This window comes from Brevundimonas sp., assembly GCF_041648115.1.
Lineage (GTDB): Bacteria > Pseudomonadota > Alphaproteobacteria > Caulobacterales > Caulobacteraceae > Brevundimonas.
This window is the reverse complement of sequence record NZ_JBAZPR010000003.1, coordinates 1-22,978: the sequence shown is the minus strand read 5'-3', so window position 1 is coordinate 22,978 and position 22,978 is coordinate 1. Positions and strand designations below refer to the sequence as shown.

Genomic DNA, 22,978 nt, shown 5'->3' with positions numbered 1-22,978 from the left:
TTAGGCGACCAACTGCACCACGCCCTGATCGATGTAGCGCCGCGCGGCCTTCTGGGCCTCGGCGATCTCCTCGCGTTCCATCTCCATGCTCATCTCGCGGCGATATACGCGTGCCTCGATCGAGCCCTTCATGGCCGCCAGGTTGAAGATCATGTGGGCCGACACCCGGTCCATCGGGCAACCGCCCGAACCTGCGGAATACATCATGCCCAGTTTGAACAGGTCGTCGCCGGACATGTCCGGGGTCGGCAGCGGCAGGCCCTCTTGCGGGGTCTGCAGGTCGTGCGCCATTTCTTGCGCGTTCATCACCGTATCTCCTGATCAGGCGCCATTCTGGGCCCGCCTCTGAGACGCCATCAAATACCCGCGGTTTGAAGTTAAAGTTAACGCGAAACGGGATCGACCAGTCTTTTCAGTAAAGCAGAAATGAATACTGCCGAAGCGATTCATGCCTCGGAAATCTCTGCGAAATCTCTCGTTTACGTCTCTCGCCTGCGCGCGATGCGAGACCACGACCGCTCCCGGAACCTGACAGGGTCGTTCAGGACGCGTTCAGGCGACCGAACCGAACCTCGCCGTCATCAACGGGTCGGATCGGCATATCCGTCGTCGACCCAGAATGGAGCATGAAGATGAACCGCCTCACCAAGGTCGCCGTCGTCGCCATCGCCCTGTCGACCACGGCCGCGCCGATGCTCGTTCAGGCGCAGGACCGCGGCCACGCGTATCGTCAGGAGCATCGCCAGAACAGTCGCGACTACCGCCACAACGGCCGAAGCAATTGGGGCGGCGACCGTTACGACGGCCGCCAGGACCATCGTCCTGATCGCCGCGAAGACCGTCATGGATACCGGAACGATCGCCGAGATTGGCGTAACGACCACTCGGATCGCAACAATCGCGATTGGTGGCGCGGGCGCTCCGACTTCAGCGGCTACGACGGTCCGCGGGCGGGCTACTGGTACGCGCCCAGCTACGGCTACCATCAGGTAGAGCCGCGCTACAGCAACTATCGCTGGCGCACGGGCGGCTATCTGCCTGACCAGTATCGCAACTATTATGTGCGCGATCCCTATGTTTACGGCCTTCGCGAAGCCCCGCACGGCTATCGCTACGTCCACGCCGGTAACGACATCCTGATGATCGCCGTCGCCAGCGGCCTGATCGCCAGTGTCCTGTCGGGCGTCTACTAGGCCCCGCCACAGATCGACCTTTCGGACCCCGCAGGCCCTGTCTGCGGGGTTCTCTTTTTTCGGCCAGTCCCTTGATTGCGAACAATGTTCAGCCTGGGTTCATCGCCACAGGTCGATCATCCCCTCAAGCCGCCGGAAAACCGGCGTGCAGGAACCAAAGACCATGAAACGCCTCTTGATGGCTTTCACCGCCATCGCCGCCGTCTCCGGCCCGCTCGCAGCGCCGGTCCAAGCCCTGGCCCAGGACCAGGCTCAGCAGGACCAACCGCGTCGCGAAGGCCGCGCCCGCGGCGTGAACCGCCCGGAACGCTCCCAGATGGGCCGCGAGGACGCACCGCGCGAACCGCGTGCCGAACGCCCCAGCCGACCTGCAAACAACACGCCGCGCCCCGAACGGCCGTCCGGCGGCGAGCGCCCCGACCGACCCAGCAACGGCGGCCAACGCCCCAACCGTCCCGAAGGCGGCTGGAACCGGCCCGACCGTCCGAACACCGGCGGCCAACGTCCTGACCGGCCCGACGGTGGCGCAAACCGGCCTGACCGTCCTAACGCTGGCGGCCAAAGCCCCGACCGACCCGAAGGCGGCTGGAATCGACCCGACCGTCCGAACACCGGGGGCCAACGTCCCGAACGACCCGAGGGCGGCTGGAACCGGCCTGACCGTCCCAACACCGGCGGCCAACGCCCGGATCGGCCTGACGGCGGATGGAATCGTCCTGACCGCCCCAGCACCGGCGGCCAACGCCCGGATCGGCCTGGCAATGGCTGGAACCGCCCAGACCGTCCAAACGCCGGCGGTCAACGCCCCGACCGTCCCGGCTCGGGCTGGAACAACGGCCGCGACCGCGACCGCCAGCACCGCGAGTTCCGCCAGCGTTTCAACGGCGACCAGTGGCGGCGTGACTTCTATCGCAACCACCGCTCCGACTGGTGGAGGAACGACAATCGTTTCAGAGGCTACAACGGTATCCGCGCCGGCTTCTATTTCGCGCCAGGCTGGGGCTACTACAGCGTCCCACGCTCGTATTGGAACCGCACATGGTCGGTCGGCCAGTATCTGCCGGACACCTTCTGGCGGTATCAGTTGAACGACTGGCGCACCTACGGCCTGGGCTATCCGCCCGAGGGCACGCGCTGGGTTTCCGTCGACAACACCATCTATCTGATCGACGAATACGACGGCTATATTGTCGATGTCATCCGTGACGCTTGGCGCTGGTGACCGCCTGACGATTTCGAAGCTTCAGCCCGACGGCCCCCGGCCGTCGGGCTTTTTCGTCTTTTGGCGCATCGCCGAACGCCCAACCATGGCCCTGCCGTGACCTTCGAATGGGGCCTCGCGACCTCTCCGCGACTGCATCGGCATGTATCCGCGCCCCGGCGAAAACGCGTTTCGCCAGGTGATCGACAGACGACCCAAGCATCCACGCTTCAGAACTACTCCACGAACAGGGGACGAAAAACGGCCTCGTTAGGCTCCGACCTTGCTCGTCGTTGTCCTCCCCGACGACGCCCGAACGCCTTCAAGACGCCATTTCTCGTAAAGGAAATTTCCCCATGAAGATCGCCTTGACCGCCCTGACCTCCTCGCTGTTGCTGGCCGGCGCCGCGACGGCCCAACAAGCCCCGACCGCGCCTCCCCCGCCGCCGCCGGTCGATCAGCAGACGCCGCACCATCCGACGCCCCCGCCGTCCTGGGATCCGAACGCGCCCACACCTCCTGCGCCGCCGGCTCCCCCGCCGGGCGAAGAACCTGCCCCGCCGCCGGCGCCCCCCGAGCCTACGGAGCCCACCGATCCGGATGCGCCGATCCCGCCGGCTCCCCCCGAACCGCCGACCCCGCCCACGCCGCCTTCGGCCTAAGCCCAGAACTGAAAAGGCCCCGCGGAGCGATCCGCGGGGCCTTTTTAGTTGAACGCGTCGCTCAAGCAGCGAGCGACCGCGTCGCGAGCGTTAGCGACCAGCTGGGGGTTTGGGGGCCGCAGCCCCCAAGCATCAAAGGCCCAGCTTGGCCTTCAGGATGTCGTTGACCGCTGCCGGATTGGCCTTGCCGCCCGTGGCCTTCATCACCTGACCGACGAACCAGCCGATAGCCTGGGGCTTGTCCGCCACGGCCGCCGCCTTGTCAGGGTTGGCGGCGATGATCTCATCCACGGCCTTCTCGATGGCGCCGGTGTCGGTGACCTGTTTCAGGCCATGCTTCTCGACCACCTCGGCCGGCGAGCCCTCGCCGTTCCAGACGTGATCGAAGACCTCCTTGGCGATCTTGGACGAGATGACGTTCGTCTCGATCAGTTCGACCAGCTGCGCCACATGCGCCGCCGGCAGCGTGTTCTCGCTGAAGTCCTTGTTGTCTGCCGCCAGGCGCGCCGAGACCTCGTTGGTGACCCAGTTGGACACCAGCTTGGCATCACGGCCCTTGGCCGCCTCTTCGAAATAGTCCGCCTTGGCCTGTTCCGAAATCAACACGATGGCGTCGTATTGCGACAGCCCATAGTCGGCCATCAGACGCTTGCGCTTGTCGTCCGGCAGTTCCGGCAGCGACGCCTTGATCTCGGCGATCCAGGCCTCTTCCAGGTCCAGCGGCAACAGATCGGGATCGGGGAAGTAGCGATAGTCTTGCGCCTCTTCCTTGGACCGCATCGAGCGCGTCTCGCCGGCCGTCGCATCATACAGCCGCGTCTCCTGGGTGATCGAACCGCCGTCCTCCAATATCTCGATCTGGCGGCGCGCCTCATACTGGATCGCTTGAGAAATGAAGCGGAAGCTGTTGACGTTCTTGATCTCGCAGCGCGTCCCCAGATAGCCGAATTCGCCCGTTGCCTTGAACTTTTCATAGTTCCCGACACGGCACACCGACACGTTCACGTCGGCCCGCAGATTGCCCTTCTCCATGTCCCCGTCGCAGGTGCCCAGATAGATCAGGATGGTCCTGATCTTCTTCACATAGGCGACTGCCTCGTCCGGCGTGCGCAGGTCGGGGCGCGAGACGATCTCCATCAGCGCCGTGCCGGCCCGGTTCAGATCGACATAGCTTTCGGTCGGCGACAGGTCGTGGATCAGCTTGCCCGCATCCTGCTCCAGGTGCAGCCGCTCGATGCCGACGTTGAAGAAGCTGCCGTCCTCGGCCTCCACCTCGACCACGCCCTCGCCCACGATGGGATAATAGAGCTGGCTGATCTGATAGCCGGTCGGCAGGTCGGGATAGAAGTAGTTCTTTCGGTCGAACTGGCTGCGCCTGTTGATCTGGGCGCGCAAGCCCAGGCCGGTCTTCACCGCCTGTTCGACACAGTGTTTGTTCAGCGTGGGCAGCATGCCGGGGAAGCCCGCATCCACCAGCGACACCTGCTCGTTCGGCCCTGCGCCGAAGCCGACGGCGGCCCCGGAGAACAGCTTGGCCTTCGACGCCACCTGGGCGTGGATTTCCAGCCCCATGACGATTTCCCAATCGCCCGTGCGGCCCTTGATCGTTTTCGAGTTCGTAGCGGTGTCGGTCATGGCTTCGTCCTAGCGCCCTCGTCGGCGGCGAGAAAGGGGGCTGTCTTGATGATGTCGCGAAAGGCGATCAACTTGCGCCTCTCAACGGAGATTTCGATGACCAAAACCCTGTTCGCCGCAGCCGCTGCGGCCTCCCTGCTGCTGGCCGGCGCCGCCTCGGCCCAGACTGCGCCCGCTCCGACCCCCGCGCCTGAGCACGAGCATCACGCCGCCCACCCCACCATCGACAGCACCATCGAGGCCCTGATCGCCGATCCCGCGACCAAGGCGGTCCTGGACAAGCACCTGCCCGGCCTCGACAAACACCCCGCCTATGGCCAGTTCAAAGGCATGACCCTGCGCCAGGTCGCCCCCTACTCCCAGGGCAATATCACCGACGCCAAGATCGCCGCCATAGACACCGACCTGAAGGCGCTCCCGGCCGAGTAATTAAAGAAGGGGCCGGCGATCCGCCGGCCCCTTCGCTTCTCCGACAAAGAGAAGTTATCTCACCACCATTTTCCCGGCTTGGCCGTGAAGCCCGCCGCGCGTTCCAGCGCCGCGCCGACCTGGAACACCGTCGCCTCGTCCAGCGCCTTGCCGATGACCTGCAGACCCAGCGGCAATCCGCCGGCGTCCACGCCCGCAGGCACCGAGATGCCCGGAAGGCCGGCCAGATTGGTCGTCACCGTGAAGACGTCGTTCAGATACATGGTCAGCGGGTCGATCTGCTTGTCGCCCAGCGCGAACGCCGCTGACGGCGTCGATGGCGTAAGGATGGCGTCCACCTGACCCCAAACGTTGTCGAAGTCCTCGGCGATGCGGCGACGCACCTTCAGCGCCTTGACGTAGTAGGCGTCGTAAAAACCGGCCGACAGCACATAGGCGCCGATGGTCAGGCGACGCTGGACCTCCTTGCCGAACCCTTCCGCGCGCGAGGTGGCGTACAGGTCATCCAGCGACTTGAACTCTTCGGCCCGGTGCCCGAACCGCATCCCGTCATAGCGGGCAAGGTTGGACGAAGCCTCGGCCGGCGCCACGATATAGTAGGTCGGCAGGGCGTATTTGGTGTGCGGCAGGCTGATCTCGACGATCTCGCAGCCGGCGTCCTTCAGCCAGGCCACGCCCTGATCCCAAAGGGCCTGGATCTCGGCCGGCATCCCGTCCACGACATATTCGCGCGGCACGCCGATGCGTAGTCCCTTGACCGACTTGCCGACCGACTGGGTCCAGTCGGGCGTCGGGATGTCCAGGCTGGTGGAGTCCTTGGCGTCGAACGAACACATGGAGCGCAGCAGCAGGGCCGCGTCCTCGACCGTCTTGGTGATCGGCCCAGCCTGGTCCAGCGAACTGGCGAAGGCCACCATGCCGAACCGGCTGGCGCGGCCATAGGTGGGCTTGATCCCGACCGTGCCGGTAAAGGCGGCAGGCTGGCGGATCGAACCGCCGGTGTCCGACGCAGTCGCGGCCAGGCACAGGTCCGCCGCCACGGCCGAGGCCGAACCGCCCGAAGACCCGCCCGGCGTCAGCTCGGCGTTGGAGTTGGCCGACTTCCACGGGTTCACGACCGGACCGAAGGCCGAGGTCTCGTTGGACGAGCCCATGGCGAACTCGTCCATGTTCAGCTTGCCCAGCATCACCGCCCCGTCGCGCCACAGATTGGCGGTGACGGTCGATTCATAGGGCGGCACGAAGCCGCGCAGCATGTTTGAGCCGGCCGTCGTCTGCACGCCTTCGGTGCAGAACAGGTCCTTGATCCCCAGCGGCGCGCCTTCCAGCGCTCCACCTTGGCCGGCGGCGATGCGGGCGTCGGACGCGCGGGCCATATCCATCGCCTTGTCCGCCGTCACCTCGACATAGGCGTTCAGCGTCGGGTTGGCGGCCTCGATGTTGGTCAGGAAGGCGTGGGTGATCTCGGCCGAGGAGAAATCCTTGGCCCTCAGGCCGTCGACAGCGCCCTTCAGGGTCAGTTTGGTCAGGTCGCTCATGACTATTCGACCACCTTGGGCACGACGAAGAAGCCGTCGGCCGATTTCGGGGCGTTGGACAGGACGGCGTCGATCTTGTCTCCGTCGGTCACCACGTCCTCGCGCAGACGCAAAGGCTGGGCGACGTTCGAGGTCATCGGCTCCACGCCTTCGACATCCACCTGGTCCAACTGCTCGATCCAGGCCAGGATGCCGTTCAGCTCCTGCGCCAGCGGCTCCAGCCGGTCCTCGGGGGTCTTGATGCGGGCGAGATGCGCAACCTTGCGCACCGTCGCAGCGTCGATGGCCATGCGGCCCTCCAACACACAGAATGAAACGAAGCGGTCGGATTAGCCGCCTGCACAGGGATTCACAAGGATCAGACGCCGGGCGTTTGACGCCGCGTCACTGCGTCGTGCTGACATCGACCGCGTTTGGCGGCGTCTCGCCATTCCAGGCGAAGTCGACCTGCACCGTCCGATCCGCCTTCAGAATATTCCCGTCCGGCCCCGCCGTGTCCGGACGCACCGCCAGCACCACGCGTCCGGCCTTCGCCTCGACCACCCGCCATTCGGCATAGTCGCCCAGCGGATAGACGCTCCAGCCCTCGGCCGGGCCGCTCAACAGGGCGAAATAGGTCACCAGGCCGTTCACCGCCGGATCGCCGCCAGACAGGCTGAAGACCTTGGCGCTCAGCGCCGGCAGGGCGTGGAACTGGGAGATATCGGCCGCCGTGCCTATCTCCTCGCGAGGAATGACCGGATGACGCGCTGACGGACCGACAGGTCGGGTCGGCGCCTTGGTCACAGACATCGGCGTGGGCGCGGGCTTGGCGCCCGCCGTCTTGCGTGGCGTCTCGGCCGGCCCGCAGCCGCACAGACCCAAGGCCAGAACCACCGCCGCCGTCAGGAAAACCCTGCGCATTTCGCCGTCCTCCGTCTTCGGGGCGATCACCATCGCCTTTGACTTAAGGCCGCGCCAGTCCTAACCGCAGGCCGTGCCCGTTCTCGACCTCCTCGACCTGCCCGCCGCCTGCCCGCCCGACACGCCGTGGATGGGGCTGGATTTGGGCGAGAAGACCATCGGCGTCGCCGTGTCGGACACCACGCGCCTGATCGCCTCGCCGCTGGAGCTGATCCGCAAATCCAAGTTCACGCTGGAAGCCGAGCAGCTGTTCAAGCTGATGGCCCATCGCAAGGTTTCAGCCCTGGTCATCGGCCTGCCGGCCAACATGGACGGCTCCGAAGGCCCGCGCGCCCAGTCGTGCCGGGCCTTCGCCCGCAATCTGGAACGGCTGCGCCCGATCAACATCGCCTTCTGGGACGAGCGGCTGTCCACCAGCGCCGTCGAACGCTTCCTGATCGAGGACCTGGATCTGAACCGCAACCGCCGCGCCCAGGTCGTGGACCGCACCGCCGCCGCCTGGATCCTGCAGGGGGCGCTGGATCGGGTGCGGGATCAGGCGACCTGGATTTGACGGCCCTGATCGCCGGCGTCCTGCCGGTCTTTCTGATGATCGCCCTGGGTTATGGGCTGCGAAAATCCGGCTTCCTGCCCGACGAGGCCTGGCGGCCGATCGAGAAGCTGTCGATCAACATCTTCTACCCCAGCTTCCTGATCCCCGCGATCTGGCACGCGGACCTGGCCGGCGGCGGCGCGACCGTGGCGGGCGCGGCGGCGGTCGGGGCGACCCTGATCGTGGCGGCCGCAACCTTGGCGGCCAAGCCCCTGATCACCCTGGATGGCCCGGCCTACACCAGCGTCTTCCAGGGCGTGATCCGCTGGAACAGCTTCGTCTTCGTACCGGTGATCCAGTCTGTCTATGGCTCGGAGGGCACGGCCATGGCGGCGGTCGCCATCGCCTTCATCATTCCGGTGACCAATATCGCCTGCGTCGCCGTGCTGGCCAAATGGGGGTCGCTGCGGCGCGAGCCTTCGGTGCTGGGTCTGGCGAAGTCGATGATCGCCAACCCCATCCTGCTGGCCTGTTTGATCGGCCTGGCGCTGAACCTGTTGCGCGTGCCGTTGATCCCCGGCCTGTCCGACGCCCTGAACCTGCTGGGCGCCGCCGCCCTGCCGCTGGGCCTGATCGTCGCCGGGGCGGGTCTGTCCTTCGCCGAGGTCCGGCGCCGCCGCACCACCATCGCCGCCGTCACCCTGGTCAAGCTGGGCGTCATGCCGCCCCTGATGTGGTTCATCGCCTGGGCCCTGGGCGGCGACAGCCTGGCCCAGGGCATCGCCCTGATCTGCGGGGCCGCGCCAGGCTCCGCCGCCTCCTACATCCTGGCGCGTCAGATGGGCGGCGACGCGCCCCTGATCGCCGGCGTCATCGCCCTGACCACCGTAGGCAGCGCCGTGGTCATCCCCATTCTTCTGGCGCTGTTCCACTTCGTCTGACTCGCGTTCAGACCGAGTCACGCCTATAGCCGCGTCTCGATGACCCAGCCCTCAGACGTCACCGACCAGACCATCCGCGATCGGCTGGTCCCGTTCCCGAAACCCCACTTCCTCGCCGCGTCGGACCTCGATCCGTTCGTCACCCCGCAGTTGCTGGATCTCGGCGACGCCTTCGTCGACTTCAATCGCCAGTCGTCCAAGGCGCTGGATCTGCTGCACGGCCGCACGGTCGTGAACCTGTTCTTCGAAAACTCGACCCGCACCTCCTCCTCGTTCGAGATCGCGGCCAAGCGGCTGGGCGCCGACGTGGTGACCATGCCGGTCGGATCGTCGTCGGTGAAGAAGGGCGAGACCCTGATCGACACAGCGGTGACGCTGAACGCCATGAAGCCCGACATTCTGGTCATCCGCCACTCGGCCTCGGGCGCGGCGGAGCTGCTTAGCCAGAAGGTCGGCTGCGCCGTCGTCAACGCCGGGGACGGCCGTCACGAACACCCGACTCAGGCCCTGCTGGACCTCTTGTCCATGCGCCGCGCCTTTGGCGATGTGACCAGCCTGACCGTCGCCATCTGCGGCGACATCACCCACAGCCGCGTGGCGCGGTCGAACGTCGCCCTGCTTCAGATGATGGGGGCGCGGGTGCGCCTGATCGGCCCGCCGACCCTGGTGCCCGGCGACGCCGACCGCTGGGGCTGCGAGGTCTTCCACGACATGCGCGAGGGCCTGCAAGGTTGCGACGTGGTCATGATGCTGCGCCTTCAGCTTGAGCGGATGGCCGGCGCCCTGGTGCCCTCGACCCGCGAGTATTTCCGCTTCTGGGGCCTGGACCGCGAAAAGTTGGCCTGGGCCAAGCCGGGCGCCAAGGTCATGCACCCCGGCCCGATGAACCGGGGCGTCGAGATCGATTCCGACGTCGCCGACGATCTGGACGTCTCCCTGATCCAGGATCAGGTCGAGATGGGCGTCGCCGCCCGCATGGCCGTCCTCGCCTCCCTCTCCGCCCGTTGGGGGGGGTACGCCCGATGACCACCGTCGCCATCATCAACGCCCGCCTGCTGGACCCCGCTACCGACTATGACGGTCCCGGCGGCCTTCTGATCGAGGACGGTCGCATCGTCCGCGTCGTCCACGGCGCATCCCACATCGACGCCGATCAGATCATCAACGCCGACGGCCTGTGTCTCGCACCCGGACTGATCGATATCCGGGTCAAGACCGGCGAACCCGGCGCCGAGCCCAAGGAGACGCTGAAGTCCGCCAGCCTGGCCGCCGCGGCCGGAGGCGTGACCACCATCGTCGTCCAGCCCGACACCGACCCCGCCGTCGACGACCCGGCGATGATCGACTTCATCCAGCGGCGCGGCGCGGCCCTGAACCTGGTCAATGTCCGCGCCGCCGGCGCCGCGACCAAGGCCCTGGAGGGTCAGCGCATGGCCGAGATCGGCCTGATGGACGAGGCCGGCGCCCTGTATTTCACCGACGGCGACAAGGTCATCGTCAACAGCCGCACCCTGCAGCGGGTGATGAGCTACGCCGCCGCATTCAATGCCCTGATCGCCTGCCGCCCGGCCGATCCGTGGCTGACCGAGGGCGCCGTCGCCGCCTCCGGCGAACTGGCCACGCGCCTGGGTTTGTCCGGCAGCCCGGCCATCGCCGAACGTATCGGTCTGGAACGCGACCTGGCCCTGGTCGAACAGACCGGCGCCCGTTTCCTGGTCGATCAGATCTCGACCGAGGGCGCGCTGGAGACCCTGGCCCGCGCCCGCGCCAAGGGGCTGGAGGTCGCCGTCAGCGTCTCGATCAACCACCTGTGCTTCAACGAGGTGGACATCGGCGACTATCGCACCTTCTACCGGCTGGACCCGCCGCTGCGGTCGGAAGCCGACCGCCAGGCCTTGATCGAGGCGGTGCGCGAAGGCCTGATCGACGTCATCACCTCCGCCCACGCCCCGGCCCCGGCCGAGGACAAGCGCCGCCCCTTCGCCGAGGCCGCGCCCGGCGCCATCGGCCTGGAGACCCTGCTGCCCGCCGCCCTGACCCTGCACCACGAGGCCGGTCTGGACCTGCTGGACGTGCTGCGGCCCCTGACCCAGGGACCGGCCGCCCTGCTGGGCCTCGACGCCGGGGTTCTGGCCGAGGGCGCCCCCGCCGACCTGGTCCTGTTCGACCCCGGCGCGCCGATCATCGTCGACGCCGACGCCCTGCATTCCAAATCCAAGAACTCCCCGTTTGACGGCCGGCGTCTGCAAGGCAAGGTGATCGGGACGTGGGTGGGCGGACGAAAGGTTCACTGACCTAGCCTCTCCGGGTTTCCGCCACATTCCGCCCTAGGCTCAGCGACAGTGAAGCTTATCGGGGAATCGGTCATGACGATCTGGAAACGCATCGCCGGCCTGGGGCTGGTTCTGCTGGCCGGCGCCGTCATGGGCTGTTCGGAACCGGCGGACGCCCAGTCTTCGCCTGCGCCTGACGCGGCCGAAGGCGCGCCCTATGTGCTGACGGGCACCCAGGTCTGGACCGTGCCGGACCCCGTCTCCGGCCGCGACTATCAGGTCTTCATCAGCCTGCCCGCCAGCTACGAGACCAGCCCCCAGCGCCGCTATCCGGTCCTCTATGTCACCGACGCCGACTACGCCTTCCCGATCATCCGTCAGATCGCCCGGCGCGTGAACCTGGATGGCCTGGTGATCGAGGAGTTCATCCTCGTCGGCCTGTCCTATTCGCGCGGCGACAGCGGCACGATCAGTCGAAACCGCGACTACACGCCGACCCCGAACGGCCCCCGCAGTTCCAGCTCTATGCTCCACGGCGGCGGCCCCGCCTATCAGACCTATCTGAAGACCCAGGCCCTGCCTTTCGTCGAAAGCCGCTTCCGCGCCGATCCCGAGCGCCGCGTCCTGCTGGGCCATTCCTACGGCGGCCTGCTGGGCGCACAGATCCTTTTCACCGACCCCGGCCTGTTCCACGCCTATGTCCTGGGCAGCCCGTCCTTCTGGTATGACAAGCGCCACATCATGGGGATGGAGGCCGACTACGCCCGCACCCATCGCGACCTGCCCGCCGACGTCTTCATGTACATCGGCGGCTGGGAGGTGCCCGGCCCCGACCGTCGCAACACCTCCGGCGCGGACATGGTCGCCGATGTCCGCACGATGGAGCGCACCTTGAAATCGCGCGCCTATCCGGGCCTGACGGTCCGATCCACAGTCCTGACCGACGAAGACCACCTGACCGTCGCCCCCATCGGCTTCACCCGCGCCCTGATGGCGGTGCTGCCGGCAAAACGCTGATCAGCGCGGCCGCTCGCACGTCGCAGCCTTGGCCACCTCGGCGCCTAGCACCGACTTGACCGCCAGCGGCGTATCGGTGGCGATCACCGTCACGCCCTGGCGCACCAGGTCGCGGTATTCCGACACGTCGCCGTCGGCGGCGTAGCGGTCGTCGCGGCGTACGCCTTCCCGGCCCAGCGTGCCGAACTGAACCTCCACGCCGGCGTCGCGTAGGGCGCGCCACAGGGCAGGCCGTTCCTCGCGCGTCCCGGTCCAGGCCAGGATCTGCGGTGCGTTCAATCCCTGCAATCCGTCAACGCCGCTCAGTCCGGCCGAGATCATCATCTCCGGCGCCATCGCCGCCACAGCCCGTGCATCGGCCTCGTTATAGGTGATCAGGATCACCCGGTTGCCCGCCCGCGACCGGCGCACCTGATCGATCACCGCCCGCGCCAGATCCACGGTCGTCTCGCCGTCGGCGGGCTTCAGGTCGATGCTGGCGATGGCCCCCACGCGCCCGGCGGCGTCCAGCGCCTCGCCCAGGGTCGGGGGCGCGGCGCGGGTCAGGGCGCCGTTCGAGGCCTTCAGCCGCGCCCGTTTCACCTGGGCCAGGGTCAGGTCCGCCACCCGGCCGCGCCCGGTGGTCGTCCGCTCCATCGTCTCGTCGTGCATCAGCACCAGATGCTGATCCTTGGTCAGGACGGCGTCCAGTTCCAGGATCGCATTGGGAATCGCCCGCCCCGTCGCCTCAATGGCGGCGATGGAGTTCTCGGGCTGATCCATCGCAGAAACCGCACGGTGCGCCGAGATCGCCACGCCGCCGTCGCGCACGCAGTCGAACCAGGCGGCCAGCGCAGGCCCAGCGGCGGGCGTCGTAGCCGCAGGCGGCGCGCCGACGCAACCTGTCGTGGACAACAACAAAACCACGGCGGCGGCGACGGGGATTCGGGTCATGACAGTCTCCGGCAAGGCGGGCGGACCAGACGCTGCGCCGATCATCGGGTCAAGAGGTCGGATCGCGCTTGCTCCGCGCCGCGCGCCGACGCATTTTGCCGCAACGACACGCGGGGAGCGAATCAACGTGCAGGATCTGGTGGGCCCCGCGATCGGGACCTTGGCGCTGGTCGCGCTGGGCGGCTATCTGCTCGGCTCGATTCCGTTCGGCGTGGTGATCACGCGCGCGGCCGGCGCAGGCGACGTGCGCAATATCGGCTCGGGCAATATCGGCGCGACCAATGTCCTGCGCACCGGCCGCAAGGATCTGGCCCTGGCGACCCTGCTGCTGGACGCCGGCAAGGGCGCCGTCGCCCTGCTGATCGCCCGTCACCTGTTCGACAGCGAGGTCGCGGGCGCCGTCGCGGGCGGCGCGGCCTTCCTGGGCCATCTGTTCCCCGTCTGGCTCAAGTTCAAGGGCGGCAAGGGGGTCGCCACCTTCTATGGCCTGCTCATCGCCGCCGCCTGGCCCCTGGGCCTGATGGCCGGAGCGGTCTGGCTGATCAGCGCCTTCGTCTTCCGCTATTCGTCGCTGGCGGCCCTGATCTCGGCGGCGACCGCGCCCCTGCTGGCCCTGCTGCCGCTCGCCGTCGTCGGCCTGCCGGTGGACCTGCCCATCCTCGCCCTGACCGTCTTCGCCGCCGTCCTGATCTGGGTGCGTCACCACCAGAACATCGCCCGGCTGCTGAAGGGCGAGGAACCGCGCATCGGGGCCAAGAAGGCGTGAGCCTGAGCCCGGCCGAACGCTTCGCCCGGCTGCGGCTCACCCGCACCGACCGCATCGGTCCGGTCACCTTCGCCCAGCTGCTCTCCCGCTACGGCTCGGCCGCCAGCGCGCTGGACGCCCTGCCCGATCTGGTGCGCAAGTCCGGCGCCGCTTCCACGCCCCCGCCGGTCGAGGCGGTCGAGCGTGAACTGGCCGCCGGCGACGCCATCGGCGCCCGCCTGCTGGTGCTGGGCGACGACGACTATCCCGAGCTGCTGGCGGCACTCGACCCGCCCCCGCCCATCCTGTGGACCCGCGGCCGCGCCGACCTGCTGAACCAGCCCTGCGTCGCCATCGTCGGCGCCCGCATCGCCTCGGCAGGCGGTCAGCGGATCGCGCGCGGTCTGGCGCAACAACTGGGCCAGGCCGGCCATGTCGTCGTCTCGGGCATGGCGCGCGGCATCGACGCCGCCGCCCACGAAGGAGGCATGGAGACCGGAACCGTCGCCGTCCTGGGCGGCGGGGTGAACGACATCTATCCGCCCGAACACGCCGACCTCTACGCCCGCCTGACGGACCAGGGCTGCATCGTCTCCGAAAGCCCCGTCGGCGCCCGCGCCCAGGCTAGAGACTTCCCCCGTCGCAACCGCATCATCTCGGGCCTGTCGCGCGGCGTCGTGGTGGTCGAGGCCGAGATCAGGTCCGGCTCCCTGATCACCGCCCGCCTCGCCGCCGAACAGGGCCGCGACGTCTTCGCCGTGCCCGGATCGCCGCTGGATCCCCGCGCCCGCGGCCCCAACGAGTTGCTGCGTCAGGGCGCCATCCTGTGCGAGGGGATCGAGGACATCGACCGCGCCTTCAACACCCTGCGCACCCTGCGCGAGCCGGCGGCGGATCAAATGAGATTCGACGGCGACATCGACGACGCCTTCCTCGACCGTGTCGCCGCCCTGCTGTCACCCACCCCGACGCCCCGCGACGAGATCGCCCGCGCGTTGGCCGCGCCCGTCTCCCAGGTCGCCGCCGCCCTGCTGGAACTCAGCCTGACCGGCCGCGCCGACCTGCTGCCCGGCGGGCTGGCGTCCACCTAGGCCGGCGGATGACCCGCAACGCCCGCAACCTGTTCCAGCATCCCCGCCAGCCGCACGTCGCCCTCGTCGCGCGCCAGCCGGGCCATTTCCAGCGCCATGGCGCCGATATATTCCCGCGTGGGAAAGGCCGCCGCCTCTATGTCCGATCGGAACTCCGTCGCGGATGTGTTTTCGCTTCGCGCCGTCGCCATGATCGTCTCCGTTGCCAGATCCACAATCTAACCGCGCTTCATTAAAACACAACTACCTTAGGCTGTAAGACGACAGGTGCGATTGACTCACGGCCCCGCTCCAACCACGTTCGCGCCCCTTCCCGAGACCGGACAGATATGAACCTCGTCATCGTCGAGAGCCCCGCAAAGGCCAAGACCATCAATAAGTATCTCGGCCCGGACTACGAAGTCCTGGCCTCCTACGGCCACGTCCGCGACCTGCCGTCCAAGGACGGCTCGGTCCTGCCCGACGACGACTTCTCCATGCACTGGGAGGCCGACGCCAAGGGCGCCAAACGCCTGTCCGAAATCGCCGAGGCCGCCAAGCGCGCCGACCGCGTCATCCTCGCGACCGACCCCGACCGCGAAGGGGAAGCGATCAGCTGGCACGTGCTGGAAGTGCTGAACAAGAAGAAGGTGCTGAAGGACACGCACGTCGAACGCGTCACCTTCAACGCCATCACCAAGTCCGCCGTGCTCGACGCCATGGCCGCCCCGCGCCAGATCGACATGGAGCTGGTGAACGCCTATCTGGCCCGCCGCGCGCTGGATTACCTCGTCGGCTTCACCCTCTCGCCGGTCCTGTGGCGCAAGCTGCCGGGCGCCCGCTCGGCCGGCCGTGTCCAGTCGGTCGCCCTGCGCATCGTCGTCGATCGCGAGATGGAGATCGAGAAGTTCAAGGCCCAGGAATACTGGTCCATCGAGGCCGACCTGAACGCCGATAGCCCGCCCTTCACCGCCCGCCTGGTCAAGCACGAAGGCAAGCGGGTCCAGCGTCTGGACATCAAGGACGAGGCGACCGCCACCGCCGCCCGCGCGGCCATCGACGCCGGCGACTTCACCATCAACTCGGTCGAGAAGAAGCCGATCCGCCGCAACCCGGCGCCGCCCTTCACCACCTCGACCTTGCAGCAGGAAGCCTCGCGCAAGCTGGGCTTTTCCGCCCAGCGCACCATGCAGGCGGCGCAGAAACTGTATGAGGGCGTCGACGAAACCGGCGGCCTGATCACCTATATGCGGACCGACGGCGTCCAGACCACGCCCGAGGGCATCGCCCAGGCGCGCGAGGTCATCAGCCAGCAGTTCGGCCCGGCTTTCGTTCCGCAGGAACCCCGCTATTACAAGACCAAGGCCAAGAATGCTCAGGAAGCGCACGAAGCGATCCGGCCGACCAACATCGCCCGCCATCCCGACACCGTGCGCCTCGATTCCGATCTTCAGCGCCTCTACGAACTGATCTGGAAGCGGATGGTCGCCTCCCAGATGGAGGCCGCCCGCCTGGACCGCACCACGGTCGAGATCGAGACGCCCGACGGCCTCACCGGCCTGCGCGCCACCGGCCAGGTGGTCACCTTCGACGGCTTCATGGCCGTCTATGAGGAAGGTCGCGACGAGAAGCAGAAGGGCGCCGAAGAGGACGAGAGCGACGACACCAGCCGCCTGCCCGCGCTGAAGGAAGGCGCCAAGGCCAAGGTCGACGCCATCCGCACCGACCAGCATTTCACCGAACCGCCCCCGCGCTATTCCGAAGCCACCCTGGTCAAGAAGCTGGAAGAGCTGGGCATCGGCCGCCCCTCGACCTACGCCTCGACCCTGTCGACCCTGCGCGACCGCGAATATGTCCGCGTCGACAAGAACCGCTTCTATCCCGAGGACAAGGGGCGGCTGGTCACGGCCTTCCTGGAGCAGTTCTTCGCCAAATGGGTCGAATACGATTTCACCGCCGCGCTGGAGACCCGCCTGGATGAAGTGTCCGCCGGTCAACTGGACTGGAAGCTGCTGCTGCGCGAGTTCTGGCAGGACTTCCACGCCGCGACCCAGGCCGCCGGCGAACTGCGCACCACGGCCATCCTGGACGCCCTGAACGAAAGCCTGGGCGCCCACATCTTCCCGGCCAAGGAAGACGGATCCGATCCGCGCGAATGCCCCCTGTGTCACATCGGCCAGCTCAGCCTGAAGACCAGCCGGTTCGGCGCCTTCATCGGCTGCGAACGCTATCCCGACTGCAAATACACCCGCCCCGTCGCCAGCCCCTCGGCCGAGGACGGCTCGGCCGAAAGCGGCGACCGCGAACTGGGCATCGACCCGGAAACGGGTCAGCCGGTTCAGCTGAAGATCGGCCGTTTCGGCCCCTATGTGGAAATCACGCCGCCCGAGGGTGACAAGCCCAAACGCTCGTCCCTGCCCAAGGGCTGGTCGCCCGCCTCCCTGTCGCTGGACCAGGCGCTGCGCTTGCTGGCCCTGCCGCGCGAGGTCGGGGTCCACCCCGAGGACGGCAAGATGATCACCGCCGGCCTGGGCCGTTACGGACCCTTCGTCCTGCACGCCGGCACCTATGCCAACGTCTCGGACATCGACGAGGTGTTCGAGGTCGGCCTGAACCGCGCCGTCGCCCTGTTGGCGGAAAAACGCGCCGGTCGTCCCGGTCGCGGCGCCGCCACGGCCCCGCTCAAGGATCTGGGCGCCGACCCGGAGACGGGCGAGCCGATCCACGTCATGGCCGGCCGCTTCGGTCCCTACGTCAAGTCCGGCAAGATCAACGCCACCCTGCCCAAGGGCGTGGCGCCCGAAGACTTGACCCTGGAAGACGCCCTCCCCCTGCTCGCCGCCAAGGCCGGCGCCGCGCCCAAGAAAAAGGCCCCCGCCGCCAAGAAGGCCGCCACTCCGAAAAAGGCCGCAGCCAAGAAACCCGCCGCGAAGAAGGCTCCGGCGAAGAAGGCCGCAAAGCCGAAGACCGAAGACTGATCCCTCTCCCGTTGGGAGAGGGCTTGAGCGCCCGAGAGCGTCAGCGATCGGCCTTCGCGCGAAAGGGTGAGGGTCGCGGTGTTGCGAACTGGCCCACCGCCCGACCCTCACCCGGCCCTTCGGGCCACCCTCTCCCAACGGGAGAGGGAAATGATAGTGCGTGGCGCGAATCCCCCCCGCCGCCTATCTTCCTGCCCTCATGCCCATCCGCCGCCTCTCCCCCGAAACCGTCAACCGCATCGCCGCCGGCGAGGTGGTCGAGCGGCCGGCCAGCGCCATCAAGGAACTGGTCGAGAACGCCCTGGACGCCGGGGGCCGCAATATCGAGATCCAGGCCGACGGCGGCGGCCTGTCGCGCATCCTGATCGCCGACGACGGCAAGGGCATCCCCAGGGCCGAACTGCCCCTGGCCATCGAACGCCACGCCACGTCGAAGCTGGAGCCCGACGACGCCGGCGACGTGGACCTGCTGCGCATCCACACCCTGGGCTTCCGGGGCGAGGCCCTGCCGTCCATCGGCTCGGTCGCCCGCCTGTCCATCACCACCCGGTCACAGGACGAGACCGAGGCCTGGACCATCACGGTCGAGGGTGGCGCGACCCATCCCCTGGCCCCCGCCCCCTTCCCCGGCCCGCACGGCGCGCGGGTCGAGGTGCGCGACCTCTTCTACGCCACCCCCGCCCGCCTCAAGTTCATGAAGTCCGAGCGGTCCGAGGCCATGGCCATCTCGGAGGAGATCAAGCGCCAGGCCATGGCGCACGAGGCTGTCGCCTTCACCCTGTCGCTGGACGGCAAGGTCACCCTGCGCCTGCCCGCCGAACACCCCGGCGACGAGGGCCGGCTGAGACGCCTTTCCGCCCTGCTGGGCCGCGACTTCGAGGCCAACGCCCTGCTCATCGATCAGGCGCGGGACGGCGTGCGCCTGTCGGGTTACGCCGGCCTGCCCACCTATTCGCGCGGCAATGCGGCGCATCAGTATCTGTTCGTCAACGGCCGCCCGGTGAAGGATCGCCTGCTGCAAGGGGCCCTGCGCGGCGCCTACGCCGACTTCCTGGCGCGGGACCGGCACCCGGCCGCCGTCCTCTTCCTCGACATCGATCCGCTCTATGTCGACGTCAACGTCCACCCCGCCAAGGCCGAGGTCCGGTTCCGCGATCCGGCCCTGGTGCGCGGCCTGATCGTCGGCGCCCTGCGCCACGCCCTGCACGCGGCCGGCCACCGCGCCAGCACAACCGTCGCCGCCGACACCCTGTCCAGCTTCCAGCGCTACACCGGCCTGGGCTCAGGCCCCGCCTACAGCCCCAGCGCCCCCTCGGCCCAGGGCTTCAGCGGCTGGACCGGCTGGTCCCAGCCCGCCGCCGCCGCGCAAGTTCTCCCCGGCCTCAACGAACGCAGCGCCCGCGTCGAACCCAGCTGGGACGGCCCCTTATGGCCGCAACACCCCGCCGCTGCCGACCCCGCCGCTCACGACTCACCCTTCACCAATCACGCCCCCACAGACCCCCTCGACTACCCTCTGGGCGCCGCGCGGGGTCAGCTCCACGCCAACTATATCGTCGCCCAGACCCGCGACGGCCTGGTCATCGTCGATCAGCACGCCGCTCACGAGCGCCTGGTCTATGAGCGGATGAAGGCCCAGATGGCCGAGGGGTCCGTGACCCGCCAGGCCCTGCTGACGCCCGAGGTTGTCGATCTGGACCCCGCCGAGGCCGAACGCGTTGCCTCGCGCGCCGAGGAACTGGCCGAGATGGGCCTGATCGTCGAGGCCTTCGGCGCCGGCGCCGTCCTGGTGCGCGAGACCCCGGCCATGCTGGGCGACACGGACGTCCAGGGCCTGATCCGCGACATCGCCGATGATTTGTCCGAGCACGGCCAGGCCCTGTCGCTCAAGGAACGCCTCGCCGCCATCTGCGGCACCATGGCCTGCCACGGCAGCGTCCGCTCCGGCCGCGTCCTCTCCGCCCCCGAAATGAACGCCCTGCTCCGCCAGATGGAAGCCACCCCGCATTCGGGCCAGTGCAACCACGGACGGCCAACCTATGTGGAGCTCAAGCTGCACGACTTGGAGAAGCTGTTCGGGAGAAGGTGAGAGGGATGGACGTTCGACTCAAATTCCCAATCTTGCGTCCATTAAAGCTGGATGACGCCTGGATTTTGAATGGGTCGGGTGCCGAGATGTCGTTTGAGTTCACCAATGGCGAAGCTACGGCATTTGTTCTATTTTTTACTAACCAACCAACCAGCCTTGCACCATCAGTAAAAAAACTCGACGGCCCTATAAAGGCTGAGATTACAATCAACGGTAGCATAGGGGAAATTGGACGTCGTATCGCACAACGCTTTAGCGATTACATCAATCTATATTTCGCCGTTCCAATCGATATTAATGCAATGGAAGTGGATTATATCCCCGCCAACAATGAGGAACGCGAAGCCATACAAATGTTCGGGTTCAGCTCAAAGAGCGTAAGGCCAAATCCGCCACTTCCTTTCGATATGATGGCGCAAGCCTTTTATGCCGTCGAAAGTAACGATGATCCATCGTTTGCTTCTCACATGACGCGTTTGGCTCGCGAAGCGCTTATCACCCAACAATACATTGATGCTTTCCGATTTGGATTTCTTCTTATCGAAGCGTTGTACGGAAACGGTAAGTTTCAAACTCGCGATTTAATGCGCGAACTGGTTGGGAACGCTGATTTCAAAAGCATGCTTGATCAAACGATCTTGTCGATCACAAATGATCCTGATGACAATCGTTCAGCTGCTAAACCTACCATCGTCACACATTCCACTGCGGATGCTTTAGTCAAACACCTACTCGACCGTCGTGGATTTTATTTCCACGGCAACCTGAAGCGGCAGGACGCTTGGCATCCTGACCGTCAGGCCGAGGCCAAACCAGTTGCGGAAATCGTGGTTGATGTTGCCGGCCAAATCGCGGCGGCTCACGCCTCTGCGATGTTCGAGCCAGATATTGGTCCGAGGTTCATGACCGATGCAAAATCTCAAGGAGCGGCGATGACGATCAAAGTGCAGTTCCACTTTATCGACGATGACGGACGTCAGCGCACCGGGGCGATGGATTTCGACGTTCCGGGCACAAAACCGACCAGCAAGTTGGCTATCAAGGTAAACGGCCACTTCTTGTCTTGGGCGGAAGTTGAACTCAGCGGCTCGACGCTTTTGTCAGCCCGAGGGTTCATCAAGGAAACGGGCGCAGAAATCTTTCGCACTCAATTTCTAAAACCTGCCGACGAGGCGGGTCCGAAAAACTGACCCCGGAATACTTAAAGATCCCATGCCCTCCATCCTGTTCGTCTGCCTCGGCAACATCTGTCGCTCGCCCCTCGCAGAGGCCGCCCTGCGCGCCGAGGCGGAGCGGCTCCGCCTCGATCTGATCGTCGATTCCGCCGGGACCGGGGACTGGCATGCGGGCGAGCCGCCGGACCCGAGGGCGCAGGCGACGGCGCGGCGGCATGGTGTCGAGATCTCGGGGTTGAAGGCGCGGCAGGTGACGCAGGCCGATTTCCGCCGCTTCACCCATGTGGTGGCCCTGGACCACGACAATCTGGAGAACCTGCGCCGCCTGGCGCCCGCCGACGCGACCGCCGAACTCAGCCTGCTGCTCGACCACGTCCCCGGCCGCGAGGGCCAGGCCGTCGCCGACCCCTATTTCGGCGACGAAGCCGGGTTCGAGGTCACCTGGGCCGAGGTGACGGCCGCCGCGCGCGGCCTGGTCGAAAAGCTGTAACCCTCTCCCGTTGGGAGAGGGCTTGAGGCTCGCAGAGCGCAGCGATGCGCCAAGCCGAAAGGGTGAGGGTGGGATGCTGGACGTCAGCCACTGCGACGGCTGACGCCGACGGATGGAGCCGACCCTCATCCGGCCCTTCGGGCCACCTTCTCCCAACGGCGCTGTTAGGGCGCAAAGTCACCTAATCGTCCAACGGCACCCGGCTAAACCGGATATTAGCCGACAGATGGTGAGGTGATGGCCATGTCGAAGGCCGTTCTCGAAGACCGCTATGCCAAATTGCTTGGCGAACTGAAAGTCATTGAGACTCAGGCCGAAAGCGCGAACGGCCTCAAGGAAATTGTCGAGGCTGAGGAACGGATAGACCGGGAGAAAACCGAACTCCGTCGTCGGATGGATCAAGTCCGAGACAACATCAGGTTGCTCTATGACGTCGGCTGGGAGCCGTTCCTCCTCACGCCCAAGCTACCTAAGCCAAAGGAAAAGTATCCCCTCGTCGGCCGTCAAGCGTCGGCGATCCTGCGCAAGCGCGGCGGATGGATGAAGCCACAGGAACTCGCACATCTCGTGATGGCTGAGATGGGCATCGAACCGGACTACCGTCTGGCCAACAAGTTCTCGGTCACGATCAGAGGCGGGTTGATGCAGAGGGTTCGGGAGGGCTTGGCGGAAAAGCGAGGCGCGCCGGCGGAGTTCCGCATCACCCCACGCCCGCCGCTGAAACCGCCGGGCGTTTCCGCCAATAGCCTACCCACTCCTTGGCGACCGGCATCTTCGCCGCCCGCCGCGCGAGCAAAAGCATCCGCCGACCATTGTCCATCTGACGGTGATCGTCCCGCCAAGACAGTTCGTCCGCGTAGTTCTGTCCGTAGCCCTTCAAAAAGCTGAAATAGATGCCTTGCAGAGAGCGCCTGATGCGTAGGTGCTGGCACTCGATCCCGTTGATATGATCGCCGTCGATTGAATAGCCCACGCTGTGGTTCACGCTGCGGAGGGAGTCGAACATGGCGGCGAAGCGGTGCCACGCGTCGCCCAGATCGGTGATGACTGACGTGACCCCCGTTTCTCATCCAGCCATAACGAGAGTCCTTTGGTGATCTGAACTGGGGTTGGTGGGGTTGGCAAGAGGCCGGTCAGCGCAGCCTTCAACCAGCGCAGCGGACCGGCCGATTTT

At 66.7% G+C, this 22,978-nt stretch carries 23 protein-coding genes and 1 pseudogene; 16 read left to right on the top strand and 8 right to left on the bottom strand.

The window, feature by feature from the left end:
- Positions 1 to 306 carry a sel1 repeat family protein gene (locus tag WC597_RS03100; protein WP_372691765.1) on the bottom strand — a complete coding sequence of 102 codons (306 nt, stop codon included), beginning with the start codon at positions 304 to 306 and terminating at the stop codon, positions 1 to 3.
- Positions 307 to 632: 326 nt separating this feature from the next.
- On the opposite strand from WC597_RS03100, the gene WC597_RS03095 reads away from it, so the two are divergent.
- From WC597_RS03095 to WC597_RS03085, 3 genes are all read left to right on the top strand, one after another.
- Positions 633 to 1,193, top strand: coding sequence for an RcnB family protein (locus WC597_RS03095; RefSeq protein WP_372691764.1), 561 nt, complete (start codon positions 633 to 635; stop codon positions 1,191 to 1,193).
- Positions 1,194 to 1,356: 163 nt separating this feature from the next.
- Positions 1,357 to 2,415, top strand: coding sequence for an RcnB family protein (locus WC597_RS03090; protein WP_372691763.1), 1,059 nt, complete (start codon positions 1,357 to 1,359; stop codon positions 2,413 to 2,415).
- A gap of 335 nt (positions 2,416 to 2,750) precedes the next feature.
- Complete coding sequence (locus tag WC597_RS03085; RefSeq protein WP_372691762.1) at positions 2,751 to 3,056, top strand: hypothetical protein; 306 nt, start codon at positions 2,751 to 2,753, stop codon at positions 3,054 to 3,056.
- Positions 3,057 to 3,188: 132 nt separating this feature from the next.
- Here WC597_RS03085 and gatB read toward each other — a convergent pair whose 3' ends face one another.
- Positions 3,189 to 4,691, bottom strand: a complete 1,503-nt coding sequence (gatB, locus tag WC597_RS03080; RefSeq protein ID WP_372691761.1) for an Asp-tRNA(Asn)/Glu-tRNA(Gln) amidotransferase subunit GatB — start codon at positions 4,689 to 4,691, stop codon at positions 3,189 to 3,191.
- Between the two features lie 96 nt (positions 4,692 to 4,787).
- On the opposite strand from gatB, the gene WC597_RS03075 reads away from it, so the two are divergent.
- Positions 4,788 to 5,120: a hypothetical protein gene (locus tag WC597_RS03075; protein WP_372691760.1), complete on the top strand. Its 333-nt coding sequence runs from the start codon at positions 4,788 to 4,790 to the stop codon at positions 5,118 to 5,120.
- 59 nt (positions 5,121 to 5,179) lie between these two features.
- Here the strand turns inward: WC597_RS03075 and gatA are convergent, their stop codons facing one another.
- The 3 genes from gatA to WC597_RS03060 form a co-directional block, all read right to left on the bottom strand.
- Complete coding sequence (gene gatA, locus WC597_RS03070; RefSeq protein ID WP_372691759.1) at positions 5,180 to 6,658, bottom strand: Asp-tRNA(Asn)/Glu-tRNA(Gln) amidotransferase subunit GatA; 1,479 nt, start codon at positions 6,656 to 6,658, stop codon at positions 5,180 to 5,182.
- Between the two features lie 2 nt (positions 6,659 to 6,660).
- The gene (gene gatC / locus WC597_RS03065; RefSeq protein ID WP_135195387.1) at positions 6,661 to 6,948 is read right to left on the bottom strand and encodes an Asp-tRNA(Asn)/Glu-tRNA(Gln) amidotransferase subunit GatC; all 288 of its coding nucleotides are present in this window, start codon (positions 6,946 to 6,948) and stop codon (positions 6,661 to 6,663) included.
- A 94-nt stretch (positions 6,949 to 7,042) separates the two neighbouring features.
- A complete protein-coding gene (locus tag WC597_RS03060; protein WP_372691758.1) occupies positions 7,043 to 7,561 on the bottom strand; it encodes a hypothetical protein in 519 nt (172 codons plus the stop codon).
- A gap of 73 nt (positions 7,562 to 7,634) precedes the next feature.
- On the opposite strand from WC597_RS03060, the gene ruvX reads away from it, so the two are divergent.
- The 5 genes from ruvX (at position 7,635) to WC597_RS03035 (ending at position 12,324) form a co-directional block, all read left to right on the top strand.
- On the top strand, positions 7,635 to 8,114 hold the full coding sequence (gene ruvX, locus WC597_RS03055; protein WP_372691756.1) for a Holliday junction resolvase RuvX: 480 nt from the start codon (positions 7,635 to 7,637) through the stop codon (positions 8,112 to 8,114).
- Positions 8,111 to 9,034 (top strand): AEC family transporter, encoded by a 924-nt coding sequence (locus WC597_RS03050; RefSeq protein ID WP_372691755.1) that lies wholly within the window; start codon positions 8,111 to 8,113, stop codon positions 9,032 to 9,034. Before ruvX ends, WC597_RS03050 begins: the two co-directional genes overlap by 4 nt.
- A gap of 39 nt (positions 9,035 to 9,073) precedes the next feature.
- Positions 9,074 to 10,060 carry an aspartate carbamoyltransferase catalytic subunit gene (locus WC597_RS03045; RefSeq protein ID WP_372691754.1) on the top strand — a complete coding sequence of 329 codons (987 nt, stop codon included), beginning with the start codon at positions 9,074 to 9,076 and terminating at the stop codon, positions 10,058 to 10,060.
- The gene (pyrC, locus tag WC597_RS03040) at positions 10,057 to 11,328 is read left to right on the top strand and encodes a dihydroorotase (protein ID WP_372691753.1); all 1,272 of its coding nucleotides are present in this window, start codon (positions 10,057 to 10,059) and stop codon (positions 11,326 to 11,328) included. The genes WC597_RS03045 and pyrC overlap by 4 nt, the downstream gene beginning before the upstream one ends.
- A 72-nt stretch (positions 11,329 to 11,400) precedes the next feature.
- Entirely contained in the window at positions 11,401 to 12,324 is a 924-nt protein-coding gene (locus WC597_RS03035) for a DUF3693 domain-containing protein (RefSeq protein ID WP_372691752.1), read from the top strand.
- On the opposite strand, the gene WC597_RS03030 is transcribed toward WC597_RS03035, so the two are convergent.
- Complete coding sequence (locus tag WC597_RS03030; protein WP_372691750.1) at positions 12,325 to 13,257, bottom strand: glycerophosphodiester phosphodiesterase family protein; 933 nt, start codon at positions 13,255 to 13,257, stop codon at positions 12,325 to 12,327.
- A 127-nt stretch (positions 13,258 to 13,384) separates the two neighbouring features.
- Here WC597_RS03030 and plsY point away from each other — a divergent pair, with 127 nt between their 5' ends.
- Together plsY and dprA are read left to right on the top strand one after the other, a co-directional pair.
- Positions 13,385 to 14,023 carry a glycerol-3-phosphate 1-O-acyltransferase PlsY gene (plsY, locus tag WC597_RS03025; RefSeq protein WP_372691749.1) on the top strand — a complete coding sequence of 213 codons (639 nt, stop codon included), beginning with the start codon at positions 13,385 to 13,387 and terminating at the stop codon, positions 14,021 to 14,023.
- The gene (gene dprA / locus WC597_RS03020; RefSeq protein WP_372691748.1) at positions 14,020 to 15,093 is read left to right on the top strand and encodes a DNA-processing protein DprA; all 1,074 of its coding nucleotides are present in this window, start codon (positions 14,020 to 14,022) and stop codon (positions 15,091 to 15,093) included. Before plsY ends, dprA begins: the two co-directional genes overlap by 4 nt.
- Here dprA and WC597_RS03015 read toward each other — a convergent pair.
- Entirely contained in the window at positions 15,090 to 15,284 is a 195-nt protein-coding gene (locus tag WC597_RS03015) for a hypothetical protein (protein ID WP_159844650.1), read from the bottom strand. The genes dprA and WC597_RS03015 overlap by 4 nt on opposite strands.
- A 138-nt stretch (positions 15,285 to 15,422) precedes the next feature.
- On the opposite strand from WC597_RS03015, the gene topA reads away from it, so the two are divergent.
- From topA to WC597_RS02990, 5 genes are all read left to right on the top strand, one after another.
- Entirely contained in the window at positions 15,423 to 18,050 is a 2,628-nt protein-coding gene (topA, locus tag WC597_RS03010; protein ID WP_372691747.1) for a type I DNA topoisomerase, read from the top strand.
- Positions 18,051 to 18,249: 199 nt separating this feature from the next.
- Positions 18,250 to 20,139, top strand: coding sequence for a DNA mismatch repair endonuclease MutL (gene mutL, locus WC597_RS03005; RefSeq protein ID WP_372692042.1), 1,890 nt, complete (start codon positions 18,250 to 18,252; stop codon positions 20,137 to 20,139).
- 5 nt (positions 20,140 to 20,144) lie between these two features.
- On the top strand, positions 20,145 to 21,329 hold the full coding sequence (locus WC597_RS03000) for a hypothetical protein (protein ID WP_372691746.1): 1,185 nt from the start codon (positions 20,145 to 20,147) through the stop codon (positions 21,327 to 21,329).
- A 22-nt stretch (positions 21,330 to 21,351) separates the two neighbouring features.
- A complete protein-coding gene (locus WC597_RS02995; RefSeq protein ID WP_372691745.1) occupies positions 21,352 to 21,804 on the top strand; it encodes a low molecular weight protein-tyrosine-phosphatase in 453 nt (150 codons plus the stop codon).
- Positions 21,805 to 22,047: 243 nt separating this feature from the next.
- Positions 22,048 to 22,692: a hypothetical protein gene (locus WC597_RS02990; protein WP_372692050.1), complete on the top strand. Its 645-nt coding sequence runs from the start codon at positions 22,048 to 22,050 to the stop codon at positions 22,690 to 22,692.
- Between the two features lies 1 nt (position 22,693).
- Here the strand turns inward: WC597_RS02990 and WC597_RS02985 are convergent.
- Positions 22,694 to 22,810, bottom strand: a pseudogene (locus WC597_RS02985) (hypothetical protein); the annotation flags it as partial.
- Positions 22,811 to 22,978 lie beyond the last annotated feature (168 nt).

Coding starts and splice junctions, on each gene's coding strand:
- WC597_RS02990 (WP_372692050.1), top strand. CDS start 22,048: ATGTCGAAGGCCGTTCTCGAAGACCGCTATGCCAAATTGCTTGGCGAA.
- WC597_RS03060 (WP_372691758.1), bottom strand. CDS start 7,561: ATGCGCAGGGTTTTCCTGACGGCGGCGGTGGTTCTGGCCTTGGGTCTG.
- WC597_RS03000 (WP_372691746.1), top strand. CDS start 20,145: ATGGACGTTCGACTCAAATTCCCAATCTTGCGTCCATTAAAGCTGGAT.
- WC597_RS02995 (WP_372691745.1), top strand. CDS start 21,352: ATGCCCTCCATCCTGTTCGTCTGCCTCGGCAACATCTGTCGCTCGCCC.
- WC597_RS03015 (WP_159844650.1), bottom strand. CDS start 15,284: ATGGCGACGGCGCGAAGCGAAAACACATCCGCGACGGAGTTCCGATCG.
- mutL (WP_372692042.1), top strand. CDS start 18,250: ATGCCCATCCGCCGCCTCTCCCCCGAAACCGTCAACCGCATCGCCGCC.
- WC597_RS03045 (WP_372691754.1), top strand. CDS start 9,074: ATGACCCAGCCCTCAGACGTCACCGACCAGACCATCCGCGATCGGCTG.
- WC597_RS03090 (WP_372691763.1), top strand. CDS start 1,357: ATGAAACGCCTCTTGATGGCTTTCACCGCCATCGCCGCCGTCTCCGGC.
- WC597_RS03095 (WP_372691764.1), top strand. CDS start 633: ATGAACCGCCTCACCAAGGTCGCCGTCGTCGCCATCGCCCTGTCGACC.
- WC597_RS03100 (WP_372691765.1), bottom strand. CDS start 306: ATGAACGCGCAAGAAATGGCGCACGACCTGCAGACCCCGCAAGAGGGC.
- WC597_RS03035 (WP_372691752.1), top strand. CDS start 11,401: ATGACGATCTGGAAACGCATCGCCGGCCTGGGGCTGGTTCTGCTGGCC.
- WC597_RS03085 (WP_372691762.1), top strand. CDS start 2,751: ATGAAGATCGCCTTGACCGCCCTGACCTCCTCGCTGTTGCTGGCCGGC.
- topA (WP_372691747.1), top strand. CDS start 15,423: ATGAACCTCGTCATCGTCGAGAGCCCCGCAAAGGCCAAGACCATCAAT.
- WC597_RS03030 (WP_372691750.1), bottom strand. CDS start 13,257: ATGACCCGAATCCCCGTCGCCGCCGCCGTGGTTTTGTTGTTGTCCACG.
- WC597_RS03075 (WP_372691760.1), top strand. CDS start 4,788: ATGACCAAAACCCTGTTCGCCGCAGCCGCTGCGGCCTCCCTGCTGCTG.
- pyrC (WP_372691753.1), top strand. CDS start 10,057: ATGACCACCGTCGCCATCATCAACGCCCGCCTGCTGGACCCCGCTACC.
- gatB (WP_372691761.1), bottom strand. CDS start 4,691: ATGACCGACACCGCTACGAACTCGAAAACGATCAAGGGCCGCACGGGC.
- gatA (WP_372691759.1), bottom strand. CDS start 6,658: ATGAGCGACCTGACCAAACTGACCCTGAAGGGCGCTGTCGACGGCCTG.
- gatC (WP_135195387.1), bottom strand. CDS start 6,948: ATGGCCATCGACGCTGCGACGGTGCGCAAGGTTGCGCATCTCGCCCGC.